Source organism: Clostridioides sp. ES-W-0016-02 (assembly GCF_020641035.1).
GTDB lineage: Bacteria > Bacillota > Clostridia > Peptostreptococcales > Peptostreptococcaceae > Clostridioides.
In genome coordinates this window covers 2384543-2410524 of sequence record NZ_CP061361.1, presented here as the reverse complement: position 1 = coordinate 2410524, position 25982 = coordinate 2384543, and the positions used below count along the sequence as shown (strand labels likewise).

At 26.4% G+C, this 25982-nt stretch carries 24 protein-coding genes; 20 read left to right on the top strand and 4 right to left on the bottom strand.

Annotated features, from left to right (window positions below):
• Positions 1-2 precede the first annotated feature (2 nt).
• The 8 genes from IC758_RS11625 to IC758_RS11590 all read left to right on the top strand — a co-directional run bounded on the left by IC758_RS11625 (position 3) and on the right by IC758_RS11590 (position 6619).
• Positions 3-512, top strand: a complete 510-nt coding sequence (locus IC758_RS11625; RefSeq protein ID WP_227860439.1) for an SPOCS domain-containing protein — start codon at positions 3-5, stop codon at positions 510-512.
• A gap of 27 nt (positions 513-539) precedes the next feature.
• Positions 540-1553 (top strand): DUF11 domain-containing protein, encoded by a 1014-nt coding sequence (locus tag IC758_RS11620; protein ID WP_227482514.1) that lies wholly within the window; start codon positions 540-542, stop codon positions 1551-1553.
• Between the two features lie 632 nt (positions 1554-2185).
• Positions 2186-2728 (top strand): N-acetylmuramoyl-L-alanine amidase, encoded by a 543-nt coding sequence (locus IC758_RS11615; protein WP_227434839.1) that lies wholly within the window; start codon positions 2186-2188, stop codon positions 2726-2728.
• A 343-nt stretch (positions 2729-3071) separates the two neighbouring features.
• Entirely contained in the window at positions 3072-4565 is a 1494-nt protein-coding gene (locus IC758_RS11610; protein ID WP_227860438.1) for a DEAD/DEAH box helicase, read from the top strand.
• A gap of 129 nt (positions 4566-4694) precedes the next feature.
• On the top strand, positions 4695-4934 hold the full coding sequence (locus IC758_RS11605) for a hypothetical protein (RefSeq protein ID WP_227482516.1): 240 nt from the start codon (positions 4695-4697) through the stop codon (positions 4932-4934).
• A gap of 84 nt (positions 4935-5018) precedes the next feature.
• Entirely contained in the window at positions 5019-5183 is a 165-nt protein-coding gene (locus IC758_RS11600; protein WP_227860437.1) for a hypothetical protein, read from the top strand.
• A gap of 145 nt (positions 5184-5328) precedes the next feature.
• Complete coding sequence (locus IC758_RS11595; RefSeq protein ID WP_227860436.1) at positions 5329-6093, top strand: alpha/beta fold hydrolase; 765 nt, start codon at positions 5329-5331, stop codon at positions 6091-6093.
• Between the two features lie 82 nt (positions 6094-6175).
• The gene (locus tag IC758_RS11590) at positions 6176-6619 is read left to right on the top strand and encodes a VOC family protein (protein WP_227824032.1); all 444 of its coding nucleotides are present in this window, start codon (positions 6176-6178) and stop codon (positions 6617-6619) included.
• Between the two features lie 312 nt (positions 6620-6931).
• Here IC758_RS11590 and IC758_RS11585 read toward each other — a convergent pair whose 3' ends face one another.
• Positions 6932-7789 (bottom strand): LysR family transcriptional regulator, encoded by an 858-nt coding sequence (locus IC758_RS11585; protein ID WP_227845935.1) that lies wholly within the window; start codon positions 7787-7789, stop codon positions 6932-6934.
• Between the two features lie 113 nt (positions 7790-7902).
• Between IC758_RS11585 and IC758_RS11580 the strand changes: the two genes are divergently transcribed.
• Positions 7903-8475: a chromate transporter gene (locus IC758_RS11580; protein WP_227860435.1), complete on the top strand. Its 573-nt coding sequence runs from the start codon at positions 7903-7905 to the stop codon at positions 8473-8475.
• On the top strand, positions 8472-9032 hold the full coding sequence (locus IC758_RS11575) for a chromate transporter (RefSeq protein WP_227434832.1): 561 nt from the start codon (positions 8472-8474) through the stop codon (positions 9030-9032). The genes IC758_RS11580 and IC758_RS11575 overlap by 4 nt, the downstream gene beginning before the upstream one ends.
• A 148-nt stretch (positions 9033-9180) precedes the next feature.
• On the opposite strand, the gene IC758_RS11570 is transcribed toward IC758_RS11575, so the two are convergent.
• Positions 9181-12369, bottom strand: a complete 3189-nt coding sequence (locus IC758_RS11570) for a DEAD/DEAH box helicase (protein WP_227860434.1) — start codon at positions 12367-12369, stop codon at positions 9181-9183.
• A 259-nt stretch (positions 12370-12628) separates the two neighbouring features.
• Between IC758_RS11570 and IC758_RS11565 the strand changes: the two genes are divergently transcribed.
• Both IC758_RS11565 and IC758_RS11560 read left to right on the top strand, forming a co-directional pair.
• Positions 12629-14803: a molybdopterin-dependent oxidoreductase gene (locus IC758_RS11565; protein ID WP_227860433.1), complete on the top strand. Its 2175-nt coding sequence runs from the start codon at positions 12629-12631 to the stop codon at positions 14801-14803.
• Positions 14804-14816: 13 nt separating this feature from the next.
• On the top strand, positions 14817-15248 hold the full coding sequence (locus tag IC758_RS11560) for a 4Fe-4S dicluster domain-containing protein (protein WP_227860432.1): 432 nt from the start codon (positions 14817-14819) through the stop codon (positions 15246-15248).
• Between the two features lie 170 nt (positions 15249-15418).
• Here the strand turns inward: IC758_RS11560 and IC758_RS11555 are convergent, their stop codons facing one another.
• Entirely contained in the window at positions 15419-16171 is a 753-nt protein-coding gene (locus IC758_RS11555) for an AAA family ATPase (RefSeq protein ID WP_227860431.1), read from the bottom strand.
• Between the two features lie 327 nt (positions 16172-16498).
• Here IC758_RS11555 and IC758_RS11550 point away from each other — a divergent pair, with 327 nt between their 5' ends.
• The 3 genes from IC758_RS11550 (at position 16499) to IC758_RS11545 (ending at position 18737) form a co-directional block, all read left to right on the top strand.
• A complete protein-coding gene (locus IC758_RS11550; RefSeq protein ID WP_227434827.1) occupies positions 16499-16978 on the top strand; it encodes a DUF2975 domain-containing protein in 480 nt (159 codons plus the stop codon).
• Positions 16979-17467: 489 nt separating this feature from the next.
• Positions 17468-17602 carry a hypothetical protein gene (locus tag IC758_RS21030; protein ID WP_255615797.1) on the top strand — a complete coding sequence of 45 codons (135 nt, stop codon included), beginning with the start codon at positions 17468-17470 and terminating at the stop codon, positions 17600-17602.
• A 385-nt stretch (positions 17603-17987) separates the two neighbouring features.
• Positions 17988-18737, top strand: coding sequence for an amino acid ABC transporter ATP-binding protein (locus tag IC758_RS11545; protein ID WP_227860430.1), 750 nt, complete (start codon positions 17988-17990; stop codon positions 18735-18737).
• Positions 18738-18938: 201 nt separating this feature from the next.
• On the opposite strand, the gene IC758_RS11540 is transcribed toward IC758_RS11545, so the two are convergent.
• On the bottom strand, positions 18939-19655 hold the full coding sequence (locus tag IC758_RS11540; RefSeq protein WP_227860996.1) for a Crp/Fnr family transcriptional regulator: 717 nt from the start codon (positions 19653-19655) through the stop codon (positions 18939-18941).
• A 163-nt stretch (positions 19656-19818) separates the two neighbouring features.
• Between IC758_RS11540 and IC758_RS11535 the strand changes: the two genes are divergently transcribed.
• The 5 genes from IC758_RS11535 (at position 19819) to IC758_RS11515 (ending at position 25950) form a co-directional block, all read left to right on the top strand.
• Positions 19819-20547: a 4Fe-4S binding protein gene (locus tag IC758_RS11535; protein WP_227860429.1), complete on the top strand. Its 729-nt coding sequence runs from the start codon at positions 19819-19821 to the stop codon at positions 20545-20547.
• A gap of 63 nt (positions 20548-20610) precedes the next feature.
• Entirely contained in the window at positions 20611-22203 is a 1593-nt protein-coding gene (hcp, locus tag IC758_RS11530) for a hydroxylamine reductase (RefSeq protein WP_227860428.1), read from the top strand.
• A gap of 399 nt (positions 22204-22602) precedes the next feature.
• Positions 22603-23514: a patatin-like phospholipase family protein gene (locus tag IC758_RS11525; RefSeq protein ID WP_227830613.1), complete on the top strand. Its 912-nt coding sequence runs from the start codon at positions 22603-22605 to the stop codon at positions 23512-23514.
• A gap of 191 nt (positions 23515-23705) precedes the next feature.
• A complete protein-coding gene (msrA, locus tag IC758_RS11520; protein ID WP_227482529.1) occupies positions 23706-24659 on the top strand; it encodes a peptide-methionine (S)-S-oxide reductase MsrA in 954 nt (317 codons plus the stop codon).
• A gap of 160 nt (positions 24660-24819) precedes the next feature.
• Complete coding sequence (locus tag IC758_RS11515) at positions 24820-25950, top strand: XRE family transcriptional regulator (RefSeq protein ID WP_227434820.1); 1131 nt, start codon at positions 24820-24822, stop codon at positions 25948-25950.
• Positions 25951-25982: the final 32 nt, after the last annotated feature.

Sequence of the window (25982 nt, the reverse complement as noted above, 5' to 3'; positions counted from 1 at the left end):
TCATGCATGAAAAAGATAAGGTTATATATAATCTGGAAGAATGTGAGAGTCTAGAAAATACACTTTACTTTTCTCAATTTAATACATATAAAAATTTTAAGCTAGTTTCTAAAAAATCTGGAGTAAATTTAGGAGTAAATTTATTAGATACATCTGTTTGTGGCATGAATATCCACGATATAAAATTGATTGATACAATAGAATGTATGTCGTTAGAGGATGAGCAGATGACTGGTAAAAAGTTAATTTTAGTTGGCGATATAAATACTAACATAAGGTTAGAAAATATAAATAATGCTAAAAGAAATAGGAATTTTACAAAGAAAAATATACTTGAATTAAAAATACCTTTTAGTACATTTATACGAATGCCTAGAGGAATAAAAAATAACGATAAAATTAATTTAAAGTATATTATACAAGATATAACATCATCCATTTTAGATGACAATAATTTATTTATAAGTGTAACTACAATTATAAGTTATGACAATAATTTTAAAATAAGATAATATTTAAATTATAGAAAGGTGGGTGCAATGAGAGGTATCAATGAATATGGGGGAGATTTTAGTTATAAGTTATTATCTAGAAGCCCTATAATAACAAAAACTACTTTTAGTAATATTGTTTCAAATGATATGAGTGGAAATATTTTAGAGGTAGAAAAATATGTTGATAAAGAATGTGCATCTGTATTTGATATTTTAACATATACTATTGTTGTTACAAATATGAGTAATCGCAAAACTGGGAATATATTTTTTAAAGATTATATTTCTAAGTACATAAAATTTATAAATAATACTGTAGAAGTTAATGGTATCAGAAAGGGTGGATTAAATCCACAACAAGGTTTTTACATAGGTAAAATAAATGGAAATTGTAAAAAAATAATATCTTTTAAAAGTATAGTATTAGCAAATTCAGCATGTAGGGTTATAGAAAACCACGCTAATATATATTATTATTATAAGTATGATATGGAAAAATTTCCAATGAAAATATCAATAGAAAGTAATCGTGTTTATACAAGTATTAAAAAAGCTGTATTTAAACAATTAAATATAAGCAATACTTTAAAAGCACCTAAAAATCTAAAAGATATATTAAAAGTGAATACAAATAGCAAAATACTTAGTATAAAACTTATAAAAAATCCTATAAATAAAGACAAAAATCTAAAACTATGCAATTTAATAATTGTTGGAAGTATAGAGTTTGAAATTAACTATAGTTGTAGAAATTATAGTAGATTTAAATCAGTAAATAAATTAGATAATAGTTATAACATTCAAGAAGATAAGGACTATAGAAGTAATATAAAAATGGCTAATGAAAATATAGAAAATTACAAAAATCAAATTAATATTACTCCTAGCAAAGTTAAAAAAGTTACTAAAACCTTTGGTTTCTCTTGCTTTATTTGTTCACCTGTTGGAATAGTTTATGAAGATGTAAAAAGTATAAATATAAAAACTGAACATATATCAATAAATGAACTGAATAATGGTGAATTATTCATAAATACATCGCTTTTATTATACTATTAATTGGTTGTACATAAAATTTAAAATTACTAAAACAATTATATGGTTTAATGTATACAAATATTATTATAGATTAGATATAAGGTGATAATTATTGTTAAAATAGCATCAATTATAAAAAATCAGTTAATCAAGTATTTATGACTTATAAATTGATTATAAAGCCTTAACAATAAGCTATTATCAAATAATCTATTCTAATATTATAATTACAAGTATATAGTTTAAGAATAAAAGTGTTAGCAAAGTTAGAGATAAGAAATTTATGATTCTTGAGGAAATTTTAGCTTGCAATATATCTGTAATAAATATAGAAATATAAATTTAATAACCACAGTATTCTTAGGAATACACCAAATAATTCAATGTTTGTAACATATACTGTTAGATAATGTGTTGAACTATAATACTTATACTGGATTTACAGTAGTTATTATGAAATAGAGTTAAATAATAATTGTAATAAATAAAATTAAGCATCTAGATTTATGCTAAAATAAGACAAATATGTTAAAAAAATGATAAGTTATGAGAACTTTTGCCATCTTCAATTAATATATTATTACTAGTAATAGCTTTAAAATCATATTACTATTATACAAATTTTAGCTTTAAAAGAAGGTGACAAAAAGTAAATGAAAATATGCATAACAGTAGGTCATAGTATACTAAAAGGTGGAAAAAGTACAGGTGTAAATGCAATAGTTGATGAGTATAGTTATAATAAAAAATTAGCTCCTATGTTAGCAGAGATGCTCATAAGTCAAGGTAATACAGTAGATGTAATAATTTGTCCAGAAAGACATTTTGTAGCAGAAAAAGAAGAGTTTTTTTATAGAGTTCCAAAAGTAAATAGTGGCAAATATGATTTACTAGTAGAGCTACATTTAAATAAAAGTGATGGAAAAAGCTTTGGTGCAGAAGTACTTTATTATGGTAATGAAGGATTAGAATATGCTAAAAGAGTATCTAATAAACTTGGAGAATTATTTGAAAATAGAGGAGCTAAAAAAAGAGAAAATTTATATATCTTGAGAAACACGAATCCAGTTGCAATACAAATTGAAAGTTTTTTCTGTGATAATGTGGATGATTGCAATAAAGCCAATGAAGCAGGTTATGACTATATAGCACGATTAATTACAGAAGGTATTTTGAATAAAGATATAGGTATGTGAGATTATGGTAATTTAGGTATTGATTAATACCTTTTAATCTTAGATATAAATTGAAAAATTGTCTAGGAATATAAATTAAACCTAAGAAGTATACTAATTCAGTTTATTTAAATCAATTTAATTATCTAAAAAAAATACCCCTTGAAAATATTGACTTATCAATGTTAATAAGGGGTATTTTTTTAGATTTTATTTTGATTTAAGGACTAGTTCATAATTTTTTCTGCTAAAATCTATATATAATGATAAAAAGTATAAAAATATCGGTGTCTTACATTATAATAATATAATGGAGAAAAATATAATTGATAAGATAAAAATAAACATAATAAGGTGGTAATATATGAAATATACATTCGAAAGTTTTAAATTGGATAAAAAGATACTTAAGTCATTAAAAAATTTAGAATATAATGTACCTTCTAAGGTACAAATAGAAGTTATTCCAGAATTGTTAAATAGTAAAAATATAGCAGTAAAATCAAAAACAGGAAGTGGGAAAACAGCAAGTTTTGCAATACCTATATGTGAAAATATTGATATAGAATACAATAATATTCAAGCACTTATAGTAGTACCAACGAGAGAATTAGCGCTACAGGTAAAAGATGAGATATCAAGTATAGGAAGGTTAAAGAAGGTAAGATGTAGTGCTATATTTGGTAGACAATCTATAAAAGAACAAGTAGCTGAGTTAAAGCAAAGGGTTCATGTCGTTGTAGCTACTCCGGGTAGAATAATTGACCATATAAATAGAGGCACTATTAATTTAGAAAAAATAAAGTATTTAATAATAGATGAAGCTGATAAAATGTTTAATAAAGGTTTTCTTGAACAAATGGAAACAATATTAACAAATATACCTAAAGAGAGAACATTAGGTCTTTTTTCAGCTACAATAGGTGAAGAGATAAAATATATATGTGAAAAATATATGCCAGATTACAGCATTATAAATGTAGAAGGAAATGAAAGTAACACTAATGAAGGATTAAGACAAATAGATGATAAAATAATCAAGTCAAAGGAAAGAAATAAGTATGTAGTTTTAAAAGAATTAATATACAGCGAAAATCCAAGGAGTGTAATAATATTTTGTAATACTAAAGAAAAAGTATCTAAACTATATAATAAAATGAGTAAGGAAGGTTTTTTGGTAAGAGAGTTACATGCAGATTTATCACAAGAAAAAAGAATATTTGTGATTAAGGATTTTAAAAATATAAAGTTTAATGTATTGGTTAGTAGTGATGTAGCATCTAGAGGAATACATATTGATGATATTTCTTTAGTCATAAACTATGATGTGCCACAAGATAAGGAAAACTATATACATAGAATAGGTAGGACTGGTAGAAAAGGAAATAGTGGAAAAGCTATCACTATAGTAGATGAAAAAGATGAGAAATATATAGATAATATAGAAACATATGTAGGATATAAAATAAATGAGTTAACTAATATAGAACAAAGTAGTATTATTAAGGGTAAAGTTTTGTTTGAAGAATATTCAAAAGAAATTTTGAAAGAAGTATCGAAAAGAAAAAAAATTGCTAAAAATTCAAACAAAAGTAAAGATATAAAATCAAATCTAGAAAATGAAGTAGTTAAATTGTATTTAAATGCTGGCAAAAAGAAGAAGATAAGGGTCTTAGATATAGTTGGAGCATTTAGTAATATAAAAGGTATTACTAATGATGATATAGGTGTAATCGAAGTTCAAGATTTATGTTCATATATAGATATATTAAATTACAAGGGAGACTTGATATTGAAAAGATATAAAGAGATTCCTATAAAGAAAAAAATGGTTAAGGTAAAAAGAGATATACAATAATTCAATTATCATTATTAGTTAATTATTATAATAAATTGCATTGGTTTTGTATTTTCTAAGTATAATGAGATTATAAAGGCTAGATAAAATAAAATTAGAAGAAAAAAGAATTTGATTAAGAGGTACTATATGAAATATTTTGGAAATGGGTTAAGTGAAGTACACAAAGAATTAAATAAAATCATACGTAAAGAAGAAAAAATAGAACAGGTAAAAACACTATTTTTAGAAATTCATTCAAAATTACATCTCTCAGAAATATCAAATACAGAAAAAAATGAAGTGGACAAACTTATTAATGACTTAAACAGAAATGAATATGCTATTGTGCCAACAAGTAAAGACGAAACTATTGCATGGGTTTTGTGACATATCTCAAGGATTGAAGATTTAACAGTAAATGTACTAGTTGCCCAAAAAGAGCAAATTTTTAATGAACAATGGAAAGAGAGATTGAATATTTTTATTACAGATACAGGAAATGCTCTCTCTGATTATGAAATTATGAATTTAAATAAAAGTATCAATACTAATGAATTGCTTTGCTATCGAGATGAAGTTGCAAATGGAAAGAACATTTTCGTACAAAAAAGAAACTTTACAGAAGTTAGATTATAATAACTTAAGTAAACAACAAATCAACTAAGGTATTATTGATTTTGGTTATACTCTAAGTTATACTATTTTTAAGTGTTTATGACAATAGTCATTTTAAATGTAAATCATAAACATATATTTATAGAAATATTAAAGGGGGAAACATATGGCATACTTTAAATATAATAACAAACAGTGCTACTATAATGAAATTGGAGATGGTACACCATTACTTTTTTTACATGGAAATACAGCCTCATCTAAGATGTTTGATGATATAATCGATTTTTATAAAGATGAATATAAAATAATATTAATTGATTTTGTTGGTCATGGCAAATCTCAAATGGTTGATAAGTTTTCTGTCGATTTATGGTTTGATGAGGCTATGCAAGTTATATGTTTTTTAGAAAAGATGAACTATAAAAAAGTAAATATAATTGGCAGTAGTGGAGGAGCTCTTGTTGCATTAAATGTTGCACTTGAAAGACCCGATTTAGTGAATAAGGTAATTGCAGACAGTTTTGAAGGAGAAGCTCCTCTAGAGTCCTTTGTGCAAAATGTGAAATTAGAGCGTGAAGCATCAAAGCAAGATGATGATACAAAAGCTTTTTATATTTACAATCAAGGCGAAAATTGGGAGCAAGTAGTAGATAATGATACAGAAGCTATTTTTGAACATTATAAAACTATAGGTAAATTTTTTCATAAGCCTCTAGAAACTATGCAACCAGATGTACTTTTAACAGGAAGTAAAGAAGATGAATTTGTATCTTTAGTAGCTCATGATTTCTTTGAAAATACTTTTTCATCACTTCTTGAAAAAATTAAAAATGGAAAAATGCATCTGTTTAATAAAGGTGGGCATCCAGCTATTTTATCAAATGGATTAATTTTCTCAAATGTAGCAAAGAAATTTTTAAAAGAATAATTTAATGATATAATTTGAGCATGGAATAGAGTGTGTTATGGAAATAAAGAATACTTTATATTTTATAAAGGCGTTGGAATATATGAGATACGTACATACAAATATAATAGCAAGAGACTGGGAAAAGCTGTCTGAATTTTATAAAGATGTATTTGAATGCAGAAAAGTACCACCACAAAGAAACCTAAAAGGTGAATGGTTGGATAGATTGACAGGGATAAAAGATGCTCATATTGAAGGTGTGCACTTAGCTTTACCTGGATATGATGATTGTTTACCAACATTAGAAATATTTTCATATAATTTATATGGTGAAGTGCTTCAAAAAAATATAAATAATTATGGTTTTTCACACATCGCATTTGAAATTGAAAATGTTGAAGAAACCCTAAATAAAATAAAAAGTGCAGGTGGAGGTCAAGTTGGAGAAATTGTTAAAACAAAATATCCTAATGGACAAGTTGCTACATTTGTATATGCAACAGATATAGAAGGAAATATTATTGAATTACAGAGCTGGGATTAAATAATAACACAAACAAATTTTTATTTATATTACAAAAAATTTAAAAAGGGTGTTATTAAAATATGTAATTAGACATATCTATTATGTATTGATAACACTTTTTTAATAAATTGGTCATCCTGCAATTTTATCAAATGGTCTTGCTTTCTTAAAAATAGCTAAAGGTTTTCTTAAGAAGTAATTTAAAAAGTTTTTGTATATAATAATGAATAACAAACAATGGAAGAGAGACTTATAAAAAGTAATAGATATTGCTTATAAAAAGGATACTTGATTATTTCATAGAGAATTTATCAGGTATCCTTTTAAATGCTAAATTAATTGACATAGTTTTTCTAATGAGGCAGATTTATACTTATTTTTATTTATTACTACAGTAATATCATTAAAAAGTTTAAAATCAGGAATAAATATCTGTATAAGGTTTCCTTTTTCTATTTCTTGCTCAACTAGAATTTTAGGAAGAATTGAAACACCTAAACTATTTTTAGTAGCTTCTATTAGGGATTGTGAATCTACACTTTCCCAGCTTGCATGTACTTTGTAACCTTGCAAGGTTACAGCTGATTCAAAAGTTTCACGTACAGCACTTCCTCTTTCTCGTAATAGTAAATCCATACCCAATAGTTGAGATAAACTTAACTCGGCAGTATTGCAATAGCTTGGTGAAGATACAATGCATAATTCATAAGAAGAAAATTTTCTGATTTCTAATGCGCCTTGTATGATTTTCCCTTCAATAAAAGCTATATCAACCTTTCCTTGTTTCAATAATTTTAATGCTTTTAATGCACTATGAACTTCAACGTTAATCTTAGTATTTGGAGATATTTCTTGAAATCTCCTTATTAATTGAGGCAGCCATATTTGAGCAAACGTAATACAAGACGCAATATGTATGGGCGTTTCACACTCTAAGTTTTTAATCCTTGATTCAACATTTTCTAAATTTTCAAGTATTGGCAAAATTTCTTGTAAAAGAAGTTCTCCTGTTTTTGTTAATTTGACACTTTTATGTAATCGCTCAAATAATTTGGTTTCAGCCTCATTCTCAAGCTCTCTTATTGCATGGGAAACTGCTGATTGTGTAATAAATAGATTATTTGCAGCTTTAGTGAAATTTTCTACTCTTGCAACTTCTCTAAAAATAATGCAATGTTTAAAATTCATAATTAGACTCCTTTACTCATGAATTAAATTCATGTCTGCAACAATATTTTATCATTTTACAAATAGCAGTACAACATTTATAATATGTCCATGTGCACATAGAAAGGAATATTATGAGAAAAAATATTAAATTGTATTTATGGCTTTGCTATATAAATTTATTTATAAGTGCCTTTACTTTTGGTGGTGGATACGTTGTTGTTCCTATGATAAAAAAGTACTATATTATGGATAAAAAAATATTTAGTGAATCAGAGCTTGTAGAAATGGCTACAATTGCTCAATCTTCACCTGGAGCAATTGCAATCAACTTAAGCATTTTAGCAAGTAAAAGAACAGCTGGATTTATAGGAGTAATTATCAGTTGTATTTGTTCAATTATACCTCCTATAGTAATTTTAGGACTTGTTTCAAGGTGGTATGTTGCGTTTTCTTCAAATATTTATATAATTGCAATCTTAAAAGGTATGCAGGCATGCGTTGCTGCATTGATTGTAGATTTGACTATAGATATGTATAAAATGATTCTTAATGAAAAATCAATGTTATTAAATCTATTAGTAGCATTTTCATTTATTGCTTGTACTTTCCTTAAAATTAATGTAATACTCGTATTACTTTTAAGTTGTTTGATTTGTTTATTTGCTATATATATTCAACTTCGAAAAAAGGGGGAGAGTATATGATTATAAATTTATTCTTTACGTTTTTGAAAATAGGAATGTTTAGTATAGGTGGTGGTTATGCTATTATTCCAATTATACAGGAACAGGTAGTTTTTAAGCAAGGATGGATAACACAAAAGGTTTTTACTGATATTATTACAATTTCTCAAATGACTCCAGGTCCATTAGCTGTTAATACTTCTACTTTTGTTGGTATGCAAGTGGCAGGAATTGAGGGTGCTATATCAGCAACAGTTGGTTGTATAATATCAGGAATAATTATTTCTATGTTTTTATATGGATTTTTTAAAAAATATAAGAGTTCGAAATTTGTTTTTGAAATTTTAAATGGACTGAAAGCATCCTCTTTAGGATTAATCATCTCAGCAGGATTTACAATTATATTGTTGACATTTTTTGGTTCTTCAAATTATTATACTACCAATATTTTCAAAAATATAGATATTATAGCTGTTATTTTATTTTGTTGTTCATTGTACTGTTTACGAAAATATAAGATTGGACCTATACTTATGATGGTGTTATCTGGATTGTTTGGATTAATTGTATATTTATAAAGAAGGTTAATATATAAGCAAAGAAAGATTTACATATAATTTGCAAAGCTTAAGATATTATGGAGTCTCCTATATTTTAGGAAACTCCTGTTTATCAATTACAAATAACATAGTAGTATTTTATTTTTACTTACTATATATCTTACCTTCAATTAAACAAGTCCATTATCTCACTATCAGATAAACTTCTTAATACACCTTCGTTAGAAAGCTCTCCATTTATAAATTGATTTATAAGCTCTTTTTTATTTTCTTGTAATTTTATTATCTTTTCTTCTATAGTGCCTTTAGCAATTAACTTTATAACTTGTACTACATTTTTTTGACCGAATCTATGAGCTCTGTCACTAGCTTGATTTTCTGCTGATGGATTCCACCATGGGTCAAAGTGAATTACAATATCAGCAGTTGTAAGATTTAATCCTGTACCACCTGCCTTTAAAGATATTAAAAAAACTTTTTTGTCAGTACTATTATTAAATTTATCTACAAGTTCAAGCCTTTCTTTAGCATTAGTTTTACCATCTATATAGTGATATGCAATTTTACACTTATCAAGTTCCTTGCCTATATTTTTAAGGACAGATGTAAATTGTGAAAATAATAATATCTTGTGATTTTCATTTATACTATCTCTAAGTATTTCTAGACATGTTTCTATTTTTGAACTTTTTTTATTATAATCTTTTACCACTATACTTGGGTCTAAACAAAGCTGTCTTAGTTTAGTTAAATAAGAGAAAATAACTATTTTATCTTTCTTAAGATTTTTATCTTTCATTTTATCTTGTATATCTTTTGCATACACACTATATATTTTTTTCTGTTCCTTATTTAATTCAACAAAAAAGTTTTTCTCAATCTTGTCTGGGAGTTCTTTCATTACTTCTTTTTTACTTCTTCTAAGAATAAAAGGCTTTATAAGTCTTTTTAAATTTTCAACATTATCTTCTTTATTTATAAATAACTCTTGAAATTTTCCTCTACTATATAAATATCCAGGCATTATAAAATCAAATATAGACCATAACTCTACTAAATTGTTTTCCATAGGTGTACCAGTAAGTGCAAATTTATTTTTGGCATTTATATTTTTTACAGCTTCTGTTACTAAAGCCACTGGATTTTTAATGTTTTGAGCCTCATCTATTACACAATAATCAAAAATTATTTCATTATATTTTTCTAAGTCATTTCTAAGAGTACCATATGTTGTAAGGACTACATTAAAATCGTTTATTTCTCTAAAGCACTTTTCTCTATCTTTTTTATTTCCATGTATAAATAGAACTTTTATATCTGGAGCAAATTTTTCAAATTCATTTTTCCAATTATAAATAAGTGATGTTGGCGTAACAATAATACTTTTTTTATTGAATACAGATAGTAAAAATGTAATAGTTTGTATTGTTTTTCCAAGACCCATTTCATCAGCTAATATACCACCAAATTTATAAAAATCTAAAACTTTAAACCAATTAAAACCATTTATTTGGTAGTCACGTAGATTTGCTTTTAAATTACTTGGAATTTCTGAATTTATAACATTAAAATTTCTAAATTTAGCACATGTATTTTCTAATTCATTTTTACCAGTTATAAATTTTAAATCTTTACCTTTTATCATTTCATTTATATATAGAGCTTTATTATTATGAATTTTATTATCTTTTGATTTATCAATTACATCCAAATTTTCAACCAGTTCAAAAAAATCTTTAGTTTCTTTTTCTGATAAGTCTATAAAACTTCCATCTTTTAGCTTATAAAAAGTACGTTTTTCTTGGAGAGCTTTTAGAATATCTTTGTACTCTTTTGGATTTATATCAGATATATTAAAATTAAATTCTAGATAATTTTGATTAGTTTGATTAATTGAAGCTTGAATTGATGAAGAATTATATATTTTCTTCAATTTAAACTTTTCAGAATAATAGATATCTCCAAATTCCTTTAAAGATTCTAACTGTGAATCTAAAAATGTAAATAGGTCATAGTCAGTTCCTTTAAATGTATATCTGTTATTTTCTTTTACAAATTGTGAAGAAAGCATTTTATTTTCAATTTTAGCCTCCTTTTGTATATTGGGAAGTATAAATTTTTTACCACTTTCATCATCATAGATATACTTTATGTCGCAACATACATTGCCATCAATTATATCAAAGTAAAACTCTGTTTCAAAATTATTTGCTATATTATTTTTTATGTTTTCATCCAAATAAACTTCTTTGGATATTGACTTTAATTTAGGCACTAATAGCCCTAAAACATCTTTAGAGTCTTCTTTATCAAATTTTAATTCCTTAGATTTTGATAATACTTGATAGATTTTTGAATAATCTCGAGCCTTTTTATGAGACAATAAGTAGATATTATTCTCATATAAAAGTACATCACCTTTTCTACTAAGTGGAACAGGTAGTAAGTCTTTGGAGGATAAGACAATTTTATCTTCTATATTTTTAAAATTAAATTTTATTGGTAAAATATCACTTGATACTTTTGGATGATATTCTTTCTTAGAAAAAATTAGAGTAAAATCCTTGTCCTTAAGAGCATTCAAAAATTGTTTCAGAGAACTCATATTTATTTCCATGAACTTTTTTGAGTATGACGAAGAAAAATTATATGAAAGATTTGTTCCATATTCTTCTATCATATCTATTAACTTCTCATCTTCATCAGCAAAATAATGGATGTTAGGATTATAAATAAATTTTTTTCCAAACTCCAATTCATATCCATTAAGTTTTGAATATGCAAATTCAGTGATATTTTTTAAAACATACATTTTATCGATTCCAATTTTAAACTCAGCAATTGCTTTGTTTGAATCAATGTTTAATAATACATCTAAATTGACTCTTTCTTTTTTAGTATCATTTAAAAAAGAAAGTAGTTGTTTACTTAAGTCCAAGCCGACTTTAGAATCAGTCTTAGAAAGTTTATCTTTATCATCATCTAATATATCTATTAGAACAGGAGGAATGTCATTTTTACTTTTTATTTGCTTTAGGCTTTTTATCACAATAGCAACTAGATGTTTACATATAAAGATGCCTCGATTTGTAATATTTGATTGACAATCAACACAACTACAGTCACTTTCAATTATTTTAAAGTGTTTTATATCTATTGTTATTGAATTAAAATAAAAGCTATAATTATCCTCAGAATTGACTCCACCACGAAATGTTAGCAAGTTATTTTGTAAGTCATCAATATCAATGTCTATATAATCAACTAATTGATTACTATAGTATTTTATACCTCTTGACCATCTTGATGGTTCTGTATTTCTTTTGATTAATTTATATATCATATCTATTTTCATTTTATTCACCTTACCTCACTGTATATATTATAATCTAAATCTATTCAATTTACACTCTAAATACAGTGTTTAAATTAAAGCATATATAAATAGCTTTTATCTATTGCAAAATATATATAAATAACAATTTGCTATTAGATTTTTATTGTAATCTCCTGTAAACTAGGAGTGAAAAATAATGATTTAAGTAGTTTATAAATGTATATAAAATTTAATTATTAAAAACATATTTTAAGTTTATGATATTTAAATTAAAAGAATGTATAATAATTATAGTGTTTTATATTTATCATTGGGAAAGGAAGATATTGATATGGATAGTTATAAATTGATTAAGGCTAAGATACCATGTAAGGAAACAGGAATAGAAATAAAGAAGACTTTATGTGATATTTGTTCTCCAGGAATTCATTGTGGAATTGATGCATATGTCAAAGATGGCAAAGTAATAAAAATAGAAGGAACAAAAGAGCATCCAATGAACAGAGGGTTGTTGTGTACAAAGGGGCTTTGTAATAGAGAATATATGTATCGAGAAGATAGAATAAAAACACCACTGAAGAGGATTGGAAAAAGAGGTGAAGGAAAGTTTAAGCCAATATCATGGGAAGAAGCTTATAGTGAAATAGGGGGAAAATTAAATAAAATAAAAGACGAATATGGAGCAAAACATGTAGCATTTTTTACAGGGTATGGAAAGTGGTATAGACCGTTTTTACAAAGGTTTGCATCTTCATTTGGTTCTCCTAATTATGGTACAGAATCAAGCTCCTGTTCAACATCAGCACAGATGGCTGGAAATGTTGCAACTGGGAGAAATTTTACAATGCAGGATATGGAAAATGCAAATACTTATTTAGGTTGGGGGTTTAATCCATACTACTCTAAATTTTTAAATAGTGTAAATTTAAGTAAACTAAAGGAAAAAGGTTTAAAATTTATAATTGTAGACCCTAGGATAACACCAACAACTCAAAAAATAGCAGATTTGCACTTGAGAGTTAAGCCTGGTACTGATGGAGCTTTAGCTCTAGGAATGGCTAATTTATTTATAGAAAAAGATTTGATAGATAAAGAATACATAGAAAAACATGTACATGGGTTTGATGAATACAAGGAATATGTAAAATTATTTGATTTAGATACTGTCAACAAAATTACAGGGGTTTCTAAAGATGATATAGTAAAAGCTGTAGAGATGTTATCGAAAGGTCCATTTTGTATAAATGAAAGTGCTGCTCCAGTAGTTCATCACCAAAATGGATTTCAAAATTATAGGGCAATGATGTCTCTATCTGCTATAACAGGTAATTATGATAAAATTGGAGGTAACATACCAAAACAAGATTATTTTGCTGGTAAGGTAGGAGGATTTCAAACATTAGAAAAAGAGTTTGTAAAAGAAGTGCTACCTAAAAATATAAATGAAAGAATTGGTGGGGAAAGATTTACTCTTTGGAATGAAATGGTAAATCAATTTCAAGCTATGGATTTAACTCGACAAATAGAAGAAAAGACACCTTATGAAATAAAAGCATTGTTTTGTCATGGTATAAATGCTAGAATGTTTCCTAATTCAGGTAGGCTTTTTAACGCTCTAAACACTGTAGATTTCTTTGTCAATATAGATTTATTTATGACAGATGCATCAAAATATGCAGATATACTTTTACCTGCATGCACATCTTTTGAAAGAGAAGAATGTAAGAGTTATCCAGGTGGATATATTACATATACGAAAAAAGTAATTGATACATTATATGATTCAAAATCAGATGTAGAAATACTTTCTGACTTAGCAAATGTTATGGACATAGAAGATGATTTCTTAAAAGCAGGTTATGAAGCAAGTATAAGACATATGTTTAAAGGAACTTGTGTAGATGTAGATGAACTTAAAGAAAGTGATTTACCATTGAAATGTAAAGATTTTAAATCATATGAGGTAGGTTCGTATACAATGGAAGGTTATGATACTAGTACATCTAAGTTTGAATTAAAATCTACAATTATTGAGAAATATAAAGATTTTGGATTAGATGCATTACCAACATACAAAGAATTTAATGATGATATAGATGAGTATAATTACCTATTAACATCAGGTGCAAGAATTCCAAATGCATTACACTCAAGACTTCATGATGTTAAGCTTTCGAGAATATTAAAAAATGAGGCTAGTTGTGATATTTCTAGTTTAGATGCAAAAGACTTAGGTATTAAGAATGGAGATTATATAAAAATAACTACTAAAATAGGAAGTTTGAATGTCAAGGTCAATGTTACTGATAGAGTTTTATATAAAAACATACATATGTATCATGGATATAGAGAAGTTGATGTAAATAGTATCATCTGTGATAATTTTGACCCTTATAGTGGATTCCCTGCATATAGAAGTTGTAAGTGTAAGATTGAAAAAGTGAATAAATAATTGGGGGGATATAATGAAAAGTTTATTTGAATTCAATAAAGAGTTATGTACAGCATGTGGGGCTTGTTTGCTTGCTTGTATAGACCAAAATGATAATGACATAGATAATGGTGAATTTTTTAGACATGTATTTACAGTGGAAGAAAAAGAAAAGGTAGAATATTTTTCATTATCATGTGTTCATTGTGATGAAGCAAAATGTGTAGATGTATGTCCTAAAGATTGTTTTAAAAAAGAAAATAAATTTGTCATATTAGATAATCAAGATTGTATAGGATGTAAACTTTGTGAAAAAACTTGTGAATATGGAGCTTTGATTTATGGAAATGATGGTAAAGCAAACAAGTGTAATGGTTGTGTTGAACGAAATGAGTGTGGTATGGATGCACCTTGTGTAATGGTATGTCCTACAGGAGCATTAAAGTTTAATATGGAAGTAGATTAATTATAAATTATAATTTATACTAAGATGTAAAATGAACTTTGTAAAAGACTACATTAAATTTGTATTATAACTAATTTAATGTAGTCTTTTTATGTATATACTTATAAAATAAAAAATTGAGATAGTTAGAAGTTTAAATTTTTATTTTAAAAAGTTTGTCTTATGGATTACTAATCAATTAACATGTTTAAGAATTTTTCTTTATGATTTAAAAAATCTTGAGTAAGTTGATAATTTTCACTATCTTCGCATTTAACTTTATTAATGCCATTCTCATTTATTTCATAGATGATTGAATTAGGATAACAAATTAATATGGGTGAGTGTGTTGCTATGATGAATTGGCAATTTTGGGTTACTAATTCGTGTAATCTTGTTATAAAAGCCATCTGTCTAGCAGGTGAAAGTGCTGCCTCTGGTTCATCTAATATATATATTCCTTCTTTAGAAAATTTATGAATAAATAATGAGAAGAATGATTCACCATGAGATTGTTCATGCAATGATACTCCTCCATAATAGTTTATAGTTTTTACTCCTGACAAAAACCTAGAAGCTTTATCTATTGCAGTAGCTACATTATAAAAAGATTCAGCTCTCAAGAAAAAATTTTGCTTAGGTTTTTTAGGTCCTTTTGTGATTGTTATATATTTATGAAGTTCAGAGTGGCTATTATAAGTACTAAAGCCAAAGTTTTTTGTCCCACCTTCAGGGTTGAATCCATATTCAATAGCTATTGCTTCTAATAATGTTGATTTTCCACTTCCATTTTCACCAATTATAAAAGTTACGTTTTTATGAAACTCAAGTTGATATAAGTTTTTTACTATTGGTAGATTAAATGGATATTCATTTATACTATGTATACCTTTTCTGTTTAGTTTAACTGACCTAATATATTGATTTATTTTTTCAGCATTCAAATTTAAAACTCCCTTTTATTGATTTTAATATACTTATTATAACTTAAAATTAGTGACTATATTTAGGTTTTTATCTAATAAATTTTAATATAGATATTAATAATTTTTAAATTGGAATCTAGATATAGATATTCATAGTGTTAATTATCAGAAACCTTACACTAACAACAGCTAATTTTAATTACTCTTAAAATATTTACTTAGGAAATTAAAATATTTTATATTTTTAACAATAAAAATATATCTTTTATTATAAAAAAATTATTGAAAAACGATATTGTATGATGTAGTATATAATATATAAAATATTTTAAAGGAGTTGATATAGTGTCTGATAAATTTATAAAAAATCTATTAAATGGTATATTACAAATTTTATTTTTTCTTTTAGCATTAGTACTTTCTGTAGGAGGAATTAAAGGCTTTAGTTATATTTGTTTTAGTGGTGAAGCAACTATACAAAGTTTTATATCTGGTATGTTAAGGTTTTCTTTGGTTGTATCATATTTTATTATAGTAAAGTCATTGTTAGAAATATTAAATAGTTCTGAATATAGCTTATTCATAAATGAAAATGCAAAAAGATTTAGACTTATTGGCTATCTTTTACTTTTAAATTCTGTTATAGAATTTAGTTCAACTTTCGGTACTACTGGAACAGGAATGAGGTTCCTAGATTTAGGATTCGGATTTTACTTTACAGTCCCAACTCTTGTATATTTTGTGGTTGCTCTTATGAGTTTTGTGATTTCAGACGGATTTAAGAAGGCAATAAAGATAAAAGAAGATAATGATTTAATTATTTAGGAGGCACACTATGTTAATTATAGTAAATTTAGACATGATGTTTCGATAACTCTATATTTATGTTTAGTATATGGTAATAAAATATTTAATATATACTCAGTCTTTATTTTAATATATCCAGTATTCGTTCCATCACTACATCCATAATAATTCTTCTGAAGTAAATGATACACGAGATATATTTAATTCTTTACTAAATTTTTTCGTATCTAATTTTTTATTGATTAATATACAGTCTTCCACGGAGGTTGATTTGCAATAGCAGTAATGATATGTAAATATCTATATCACAACTTTTTCATATGTTTTAATTTTATAAAAACGAGTTAAACAGCCCAATTATATTAAATAAATTTGATATTAAAAAGGGCTATATAAGTGAATAAGGAAATAGTTTTTTTCTATTGGAAAAATAAAGAAAATTCTATTATAATTGAACATGTGACAAAAGTTTGCAAAAAACAACATTAAGTGAGGGGGACTTATTTTATGATTTTTAACATGAAATATTTTTTGGAATTATTTCAAATAATAATGAAATCATTCAATGTAACTGTGATTTTAACAATAAGCTCACTGATATTTTCATTAACTATAGGAACGATATTAGTGTTATCATCTTAGAAGAAAAAGTGCTTTAAAAATACTTGGAGATGAAAATATTGAAATGATTGATTTTCCAGCAATGACAGGTGAAGATTTTGCTATTTATATGAATGAAAGACCTGGTTTATTTATGTATATAGGGGTAGGAAATAAATAAAAAAATATAAATTACAGACTTCATAATAACAAGTTTAATATAGATGAAAAATGTTTAAGCACAGCATCTTCATTATTTGCACAACTTGCAGTAGATTATCTTTGTCAATGTTAGATTATAATTATAAGAATATATTCTATTTAAAAATAAAATGACTAAGTTATTTTTAGATTTCAAATTAACATATTAATTTTAGTATCAAATATATGATTAGTCTATTATATTTATTAAAAAAGGTGGATACTGATGATAAAAGTAGAGAATTTACATAAAAGTTTTAAAGGTACAGAAGTTCTTAAAGGTATAAATTTAGAAATAAATCAAAGTGAAGTAGTAGCTATACTTGGTCCATCTGGAACAGGTAAATCTACGTTACTTAGATGTTTAAATTATTTAGTTGAGCCTACAAAAGGAAAAATAATGATTGGAGATGTAAAAGTAGATGTAGAAAAAGCAACAAAAAAGGATATAGCAAATTTAAGAAAACATACATCTATGGTATTCCAAAATTATAACCTATTTAAAAATAAAACAGCATTAGAAAATGTAATGGAAGCATTGATAGTAGTACATAAAAAGAGTAAACAAGAAGCTAGAGAAATTTCTCTAAAATTAATAGAAAAAGTTGGGATGTTAGATAGAAAAGATTTTTATCCATCAAAGTTATCTGGAGGTCAGCAACAAAGAATAGGTATAGCTAGAGCGATGGCAGTAAATCCAAATGTAATATTATTTGATGAACCAACATCTGCACTTGACCCAGAACTTGTTGGAGAAGTTTTAAGTGTTATAAAATCGCTTGCAAAAGATGGAATAACAATGCTTATTGTGACTCACGAAATAAATTTCGCAAAAGAAGTTGCTGATAAAATTATATTTATGGATAAGGGTGTGATAGCTGAAGAAGGAACTCCTAATGAAATATTTAATAATCCAAAAAATGAAAGAACGGCAAAATTTTTAAATGTTATTAGGAAAGAAGAAGTATTTAATTAAAAACATATAATTGAAGTATGTCTTAATACATATGAGATACTTTCATAAAAGTAAGCTAATTAACATACAAAATTAATAGATATCTTAATTTATATAATTAAGATATCTATTAATTTTTTGAGTAAAAATATAAATTCTAGATTTAGATGTAATGCCTATAATTTGAATTAATTAAAATTATGTGTATTGAATCATATAAGTTTAAATATCAAACTTATTTTGGAAACAAAAGATTTCAAACTTATTTTTGTTAAAAGATAATAGACCTTCAGCTCTCATTTTTCCAAGTTCTCTTGACATAGAACTTCTATCAACACATAAAAAGTCAGCCATTTCATTTCTTGAAAAAGGGATTGTAAACTTATAGTTACCCGTTCTCTCTATTTGATTTGAAAAGTACATGAGCAATTTTTCACGAGTTGTTTTACAAGAAAGCAACTCTATTTTGTTATGAAGTAAAATATTTTTTTCAGCTATTAATTGTAACATATTTTCAACAAGTCTATTGTGAAATTCACATGTAGACGAGCAAATACCAGTCACACTTTTAAACTTTATAAATAGAACTTCACATGAAGATGTTGTCACTACTGTTACAGTACTTTTATGTAGTCTAGTGCAAGCAAACACCTCTCCAAATAAATCACCAGGTAAAAGTTCAGCCACAATATTTCTATTACCTTCAATATCTTCTTTTATTATGTGTGCACTTCCCTTAAGCATAATTCCAATAGAAGTCACTTCATTTCCTACAGAAAATATTATGTCATCTTTTGGATAAGTCTTATCAGTAACACCCAAACATTCTAACATTGCTTCAAGTTCATCATCTTTAATCCCTTCAAACAGAGAAATCCTTCTTAATAGATTTATATGTTTTTCTAAAAATTTTTTCAAATAATCACTTCCTTGTTGCATATGCAACCGATAATTTCTTTTCATTGTACTATACTAAATTTATAAAAGCAAGGAGATATAAAAATCCTGATACAAAAATCTAAAATAAAAAAGACCTATGTCTTAAAAATAAATATCTAGTAAAGTAGTATTTTAAACAAAAAAATTTTATGAGGTGATATAAATGATTAGAAAAATAATTAAAATTAATGAAGAAAAATGTAATGGTTGTGGATTATGTGTTGAAGCTTGTCATGAAGAAGCTATAGGTATGGTAAATGGAAAAGCAAAACTTTTAAGAGACGATTATTGCGATGGTTTAGGAGATTGTTTACCAACTTGTCCAACGAATGCAATTTCATTTGAAAATAGAGAGGCTGCAGAATATGATGAAGAAGCAGTAAAAGCAAATATGGAAGCAAAGAGAGCACAAAAAGAAAATTTAGCATGTGGATGTCCAGGTTCTCAGTCTAAGTCTATAAAAAGACAAGATTTAGATACTATATCTACAAATAACAATATAGTAATGGAGGCACAAGAGTCTCAGCTTAATCAGTGGCCAGTGCAAATAAAACTAGTACCTGCTAATGCATCATATTTAAAGAATGCAAGTCTTTTAATAGCAGCAGACTGTACAGCATATGCATATGGAAATTTCCATAATAAATTTATGAAAAATAAGGTTACATTAATTGGTTGCCCTAAACTTGATGAAGTTGATTATGCTGAAAAACTTACAGAAATTTTAAGATTAAATGATATTAAAAATATAGTGGTAACACGTATGGAGGTACCTTGTTGTGGTGGTATCGTAAATGCAGTTAAAATAGCCCTACAAAATAGTGGAAAGATGATACCATGGCAAGTAATTACTATATCTGTAGATGGGAAAATAGTAGATGGAGAAATCTAATTAAGTAAATCGTAAACAATTTAATAAATTTTAATAAATAAAATTAAATGGGAGGAATAAAAGATGGAGAATATGTTTTGTTTTCAATGTGAACAGACAGTTGGTGGTAAAGGATGTACTATAAATGGAGCTTGTGGTAAAAAAGGGGGAACAGCTAATTTACAAGATGAACTTACAGGAGTATTAATTGGACTTTCAAGAGCAACTGTTGGAAATAAAAATAGACCAACAAGAGAAACAGATAAAGTTATGATAGAAGGATTGTTTACTACTGTAACAAATGTAAGTTTTGATGATGAAGCTATAAAAAGACAAATTGAAAAAACTGAACTAGCAAAAAGTGAACTTGTACCTAGATGTTCAGATTGCTCAACAACTTGTAGTAGAAATGATAACTATGATATGAAGAATTTATGGAATGATAATGAAGATATACGTTCATTAAAATCATTAATTTTATTTGGATTAAGAGGGATGGCTGCTTATGCTTATCATGCAATGGTACTTGGATATACAGATAAAGAAGTGAATGACTTTTTCTACGAAGGGTTAATAGCAGTTGGAGAAGACTTATCTAGTGATGAACTTTTAGGATTTGTAATGAAAACTGGGGAAATAAACTTAAAATGTATGGAATTACTTGATAGAGCAAATACCGAAACTTATGGAACACCAGAGCCAACTCAAGTACCTATGAAAATTGAAAAAGGTCCATTTATTGTAGTTACAGGGCATGACCTTTATGATTTACACAAATTGCTAGAGCAAACAAAAGATAAGGGAATAAACATATACACTCATGGAGAATTATTACCAGCACATGCATATCCAAAATTAAAAGAATATAAGCACTTAAAAGGAAATTTTGGTACAGCATGGCAAAATCAACAAAAAGAATTTGACAATATACCTGCTCCAATACTATTTACGACAAACTGTTTAATGCCTGTTAAGGATAGTTATAGAGATAGAGTATTTACTACAGAAGTGGTTGCTTATCCTGGTATGGTTCATATTGGAGAAGATAAAGATTTTTCTAGTGTAATAGAAAAAGCACTTGAACTTGGAGGATATAAAGAAGATATGCATATGACTGGAATAAATGGAGGTGATATGCTAACTACTGGTTTTGCAAGAGGAACAGTTTCATCTGTACAAGATACAGTAGTAGAAGCTGTAAAAAATGGTGACATAAGACACTTTTTATTAGTTGGTGGTTGTGATGGTGCAAAACCTGGAAGAAATTATTATACTGAATTTGTAAAACAAGCTCCTGAAGACACTGTTATATTGACTCTTGCATGTGGAAAATATAGATTTAATGATTTAAATCTTGGAGAAATAGGTGGTTTACCACGTTTAATGGATATGGGACAATGTAATGATACTTACAGTGCAATTCAAGTGGCTATTTCATTGGCAAATGCTTTTGAATGTGATGTAAATGAATTACCTCTTAGCATAGTTCTATCATGGTATGAACAAAAAGCTGTTTGTGTACTTCTTACATTGCTTTACTTAGGTATAAAAAATATCTATATAGGACCTTCTTTACCAGCGTTCTTGTCTGAAAATGTATTGAATATATTGGTTGAGAAATTTGCTTTAACTCCTATATCTACTCCAGAAGAAGATATGAAAAAAATATTAGGATAAAGAAAATACGCTTAGCTGATAAGGTATAAATTTTATAATCAAAGTATTATTAAGATTAATTATAATTAACATAAATAAGGGGTGGCTTTGTATAAGGTCAACCCTTATTTATATTTTTATGGTCTATTACTAAAGTATATATTATTTTAATCAATTATTTATAATAAATCATACTTTTAAATATTTATAATAAATCATACTTTTAAACTTATAATACTTAAAATATGTGTATAGTACAAACAAATAAAAAGTATAGTTTTAATAGTGCAGGATACTGAATTTAATTATAGAAAGAGGAACTTTGTAATATAGAATTTGCATAATATATATATATTATAGTGTAATTATTTTAACTAAAATTTAAAATATATAAGGCATTTTATATGGGGGTATGTATATATGAAAAATTCGAATTTTAATATATTAACATTCGATGGTGGTGGATTAAAGGGAGCATTAAGTATATCCATACTTGAGAGAATAGTAGAGGAGTATCCAAGTTTGTTAAATAACATAAATATGTTTGGAGGAACATCTACAGGCAGTTTGATTGCATTAGGGCTTGCATATGGTGTAAGCCCAAAAGAGATAAAGACTCTCTATTCAATTGAAAATTCAAAGTATATTTTCAACAAAAGTTATGCAGAAATGCTCAGACCAAAGTATGAAAATAAAAATTTAAAGGAAATTTTACTAAGTATATTTCCAGAAGACTTAGAATTGAAAGATTTAAGTAAATTAGTCATGGTACCAAGCTTTTATATAGGTAATGAAGAACATTCATGGAAGCCTGTATTTTATAATAATATGCCAAATTCTCTTAATAAAACTAGTAAAGTTGTGGATGTAGCAATGGCAAGTAGTGCTGCACCAGTATTCTTTCCAACCTATAATTGTCATGTTGATGGTGGTATAATAGCAACTGACCCAAGTTTAGCATGTATAGTTTATTCAATTGACAGTGGACTTAAGCTAAATTATAAAAATACAAGACTTTTTTCTATAGGGACTGGATATGTATATAATAGTATAAAGACAGATACAACTGAATGGGGAGCTATTGACTGGATAATCAATAAGGAGCCAGACTTACCAATTATATCTGTTACACTAGAAGGGAACTCTCAAATGAGTCAACTATTTTCTCAAAAACTTCTTGGAGATAATTACTATAGGTTAAATCCTAAAATGGAGAGAGATGTAGCTATGGATGATTGTGATTCACTAGAATATTTAATATCTCTAGGTGAAAACTGTGATATAAAAGATGCATTTGAATGGATAAATAAAAAAGGTTTTTATAAAAATTAGGTATAGTTTTTCATTATATTTATAAGTAGAAAATTTTTATAGTTTATAATTTTGATAAAAGATTTTGTAATTTTAAATACTTTAATATCATATAGTATTTTCTAAATAAAGTAAAAAATAATAAAATACAAGATTATTAAGTTACTTCTTAGGGAATAAATAAAATATAATTTTTTTAAGGAGTGATGAAAATGATAAAACTTGCTACTTTTGCAGGTGGGTGTTTTTGGTGTATGGTAAAACCTTTTGATAAATATGATGGGGTTATAAAAGTAGTTTCTGGATATACATCTGGTCATGTTGAAAATCCTACATATCAAGAAGTATGTTCAGGAACAACTGGCCATGTTGAAGCTATTCAAATAACTTATGATGATAATATAATAAGTTATGATGAACTTTTAAATATATTTTGGAAACAAATTAATCCTACGGATGATGGTGGACAATTTGGTGATAGAGGAACTCAATATAAAACTGCTATATTTTATCATGATGAAGAGCAAAAAAATACAGCTTTGAAGTCAAAAGAAAGCTTAGAAAATAGTAAAATATTTGATAGTAAAATAGTTACTGAAATAATTCCAGCAACTAAATTTTACGAAGCAGAAGAAAATCATCAAGATTATTATAAAAAAAGACCATTAAATTATAATATGTATTATAAAGGTTCAGGAAGATATAATTTTGTAAAAAGTTATTGGGATGGAAATAATGTAGATAGGGAAGCGTTAAAAAAGACTTTAACTCCTATTCAATTTGAAGTTACTCAAAATGACATGACAGAAGTACCTTTTGAAAATGAATATTATGATAATAATGAAGAAGGTATCTATGTGGATATAGTAAGTGGAGAGGTTTTATTTTCTTCAAAGGATAAATTTGATGCAGGATGTGGATGGCCTAGCTTTGCAAAGCCAGTTATAGATAAGTCTATAATTGAAAGAAGTGATTTTTCACAAGGCATGTATAGGGTTGAAGTAAGAAGTGCTAAAGGAAATTCTCATCTAGGTCATGTTTTTGATGATGGGCCAAAGGAACTTGGAGGTTTAAGGTATTGTATAAATTCTGCTTCTCTTAAGTTTATACCTAAAAAAGACATGGAAGAATTAGGATATGGAGAATATTTAGAGCTTTTTAAATAATTAAAACTAGTTATATCATATATTCAGATTAGAGATGGAAATATAAATTTATGTTTTCATCTTTTGTTTTTTTGCCAATAATATGATAAATTATTAATTGTAATGTTATAATTTATATTTGTATGACTAAAGAATTTAATTTTTGAAAGAGAGAAAACAAATGAATTTAAAAGACTTTAATGGAAAAAGATTAAAATCAGCTAGAGTTTTTAGAGCTAAAACTCTAGAGCAGTTATCTAAAGAAACTAAAATAAATAAAAAAGATTTACAAGCTTTTGAAGAAAATAAGTATGTTCCAAATATTGAAAATGCATTAAAATTATCAAATATATTAAACTTCCCAAAAGAGTATTTTTATAAAAACGAAAGTATAAATGTTATTGTGGAAGATAGTCATTTTAATCCTCAATCTAAACTTCCTAGAGTGGAGGAAATTTCTTATAGAGAAAAAATAATAATCATTCATAAAATATACTCGTTTATGGAAAGTTATATAAAATTTCCAAAAGAAAACTTACCAAATAGAAAACTAATTAAGGATGTTAATATAAATGATATAGAAAGTCTTGCTAATAAGACTAGAGAACTTTGGAATTTAAACAACAATCCAATAGTAAATATGGTAAGTTTATTAGAGGCTAATGGGATTATAATATCAGGAATGAATGTAGATAGAAAAGGAGCAACCGTATTTACTCAAAAACAGAGAATAGGTAAAGAAACTAAATATCTAATATCTCTTGGGAATGATAAAAAATCAGCATCAATTAGAAACTATGATTTAGCCTATGAGCTTGGATATATAATATCAAGTCAATTGGGAATACCAAATAAGCAATTCTTAGCAGATGAATATGCCTGTGCATTTTTGCTTCCAAGAGAGACTTTTTTAGAAGACTTGGTTTATCCAGAAGACCTAGATTATTATGTAGAACTAAAGCAAAAATGGATTGTACCTATATCTGTTATGATTTTTAGAGCATACAATTTAGGTGAGATAAGCTATAAAAAGTATAATTATCTTATGAGCGAAATGGATAAACGAGGATGGTTAATAGAAGAACCATTAGATAAAATGAAGGGTGTAAGTCCAGTATATTTAAAAAAAGCAGTCGAATTACTGATAGAAAACAAAATAATGAACACAGACAATATAGTATCAAATTTAGGAGATATAGGAATAAGTCTTTATCCAGAAGACCTAGAATTATTGATGGGATTGAAAAATGGACTCCTATCTCAAAATACAAAGAAAAAAAGTAAAGTTATAAAATTTGATGGGAAAAGATAAATTAATATTTTAATATTGAAAGATAAAAGCAG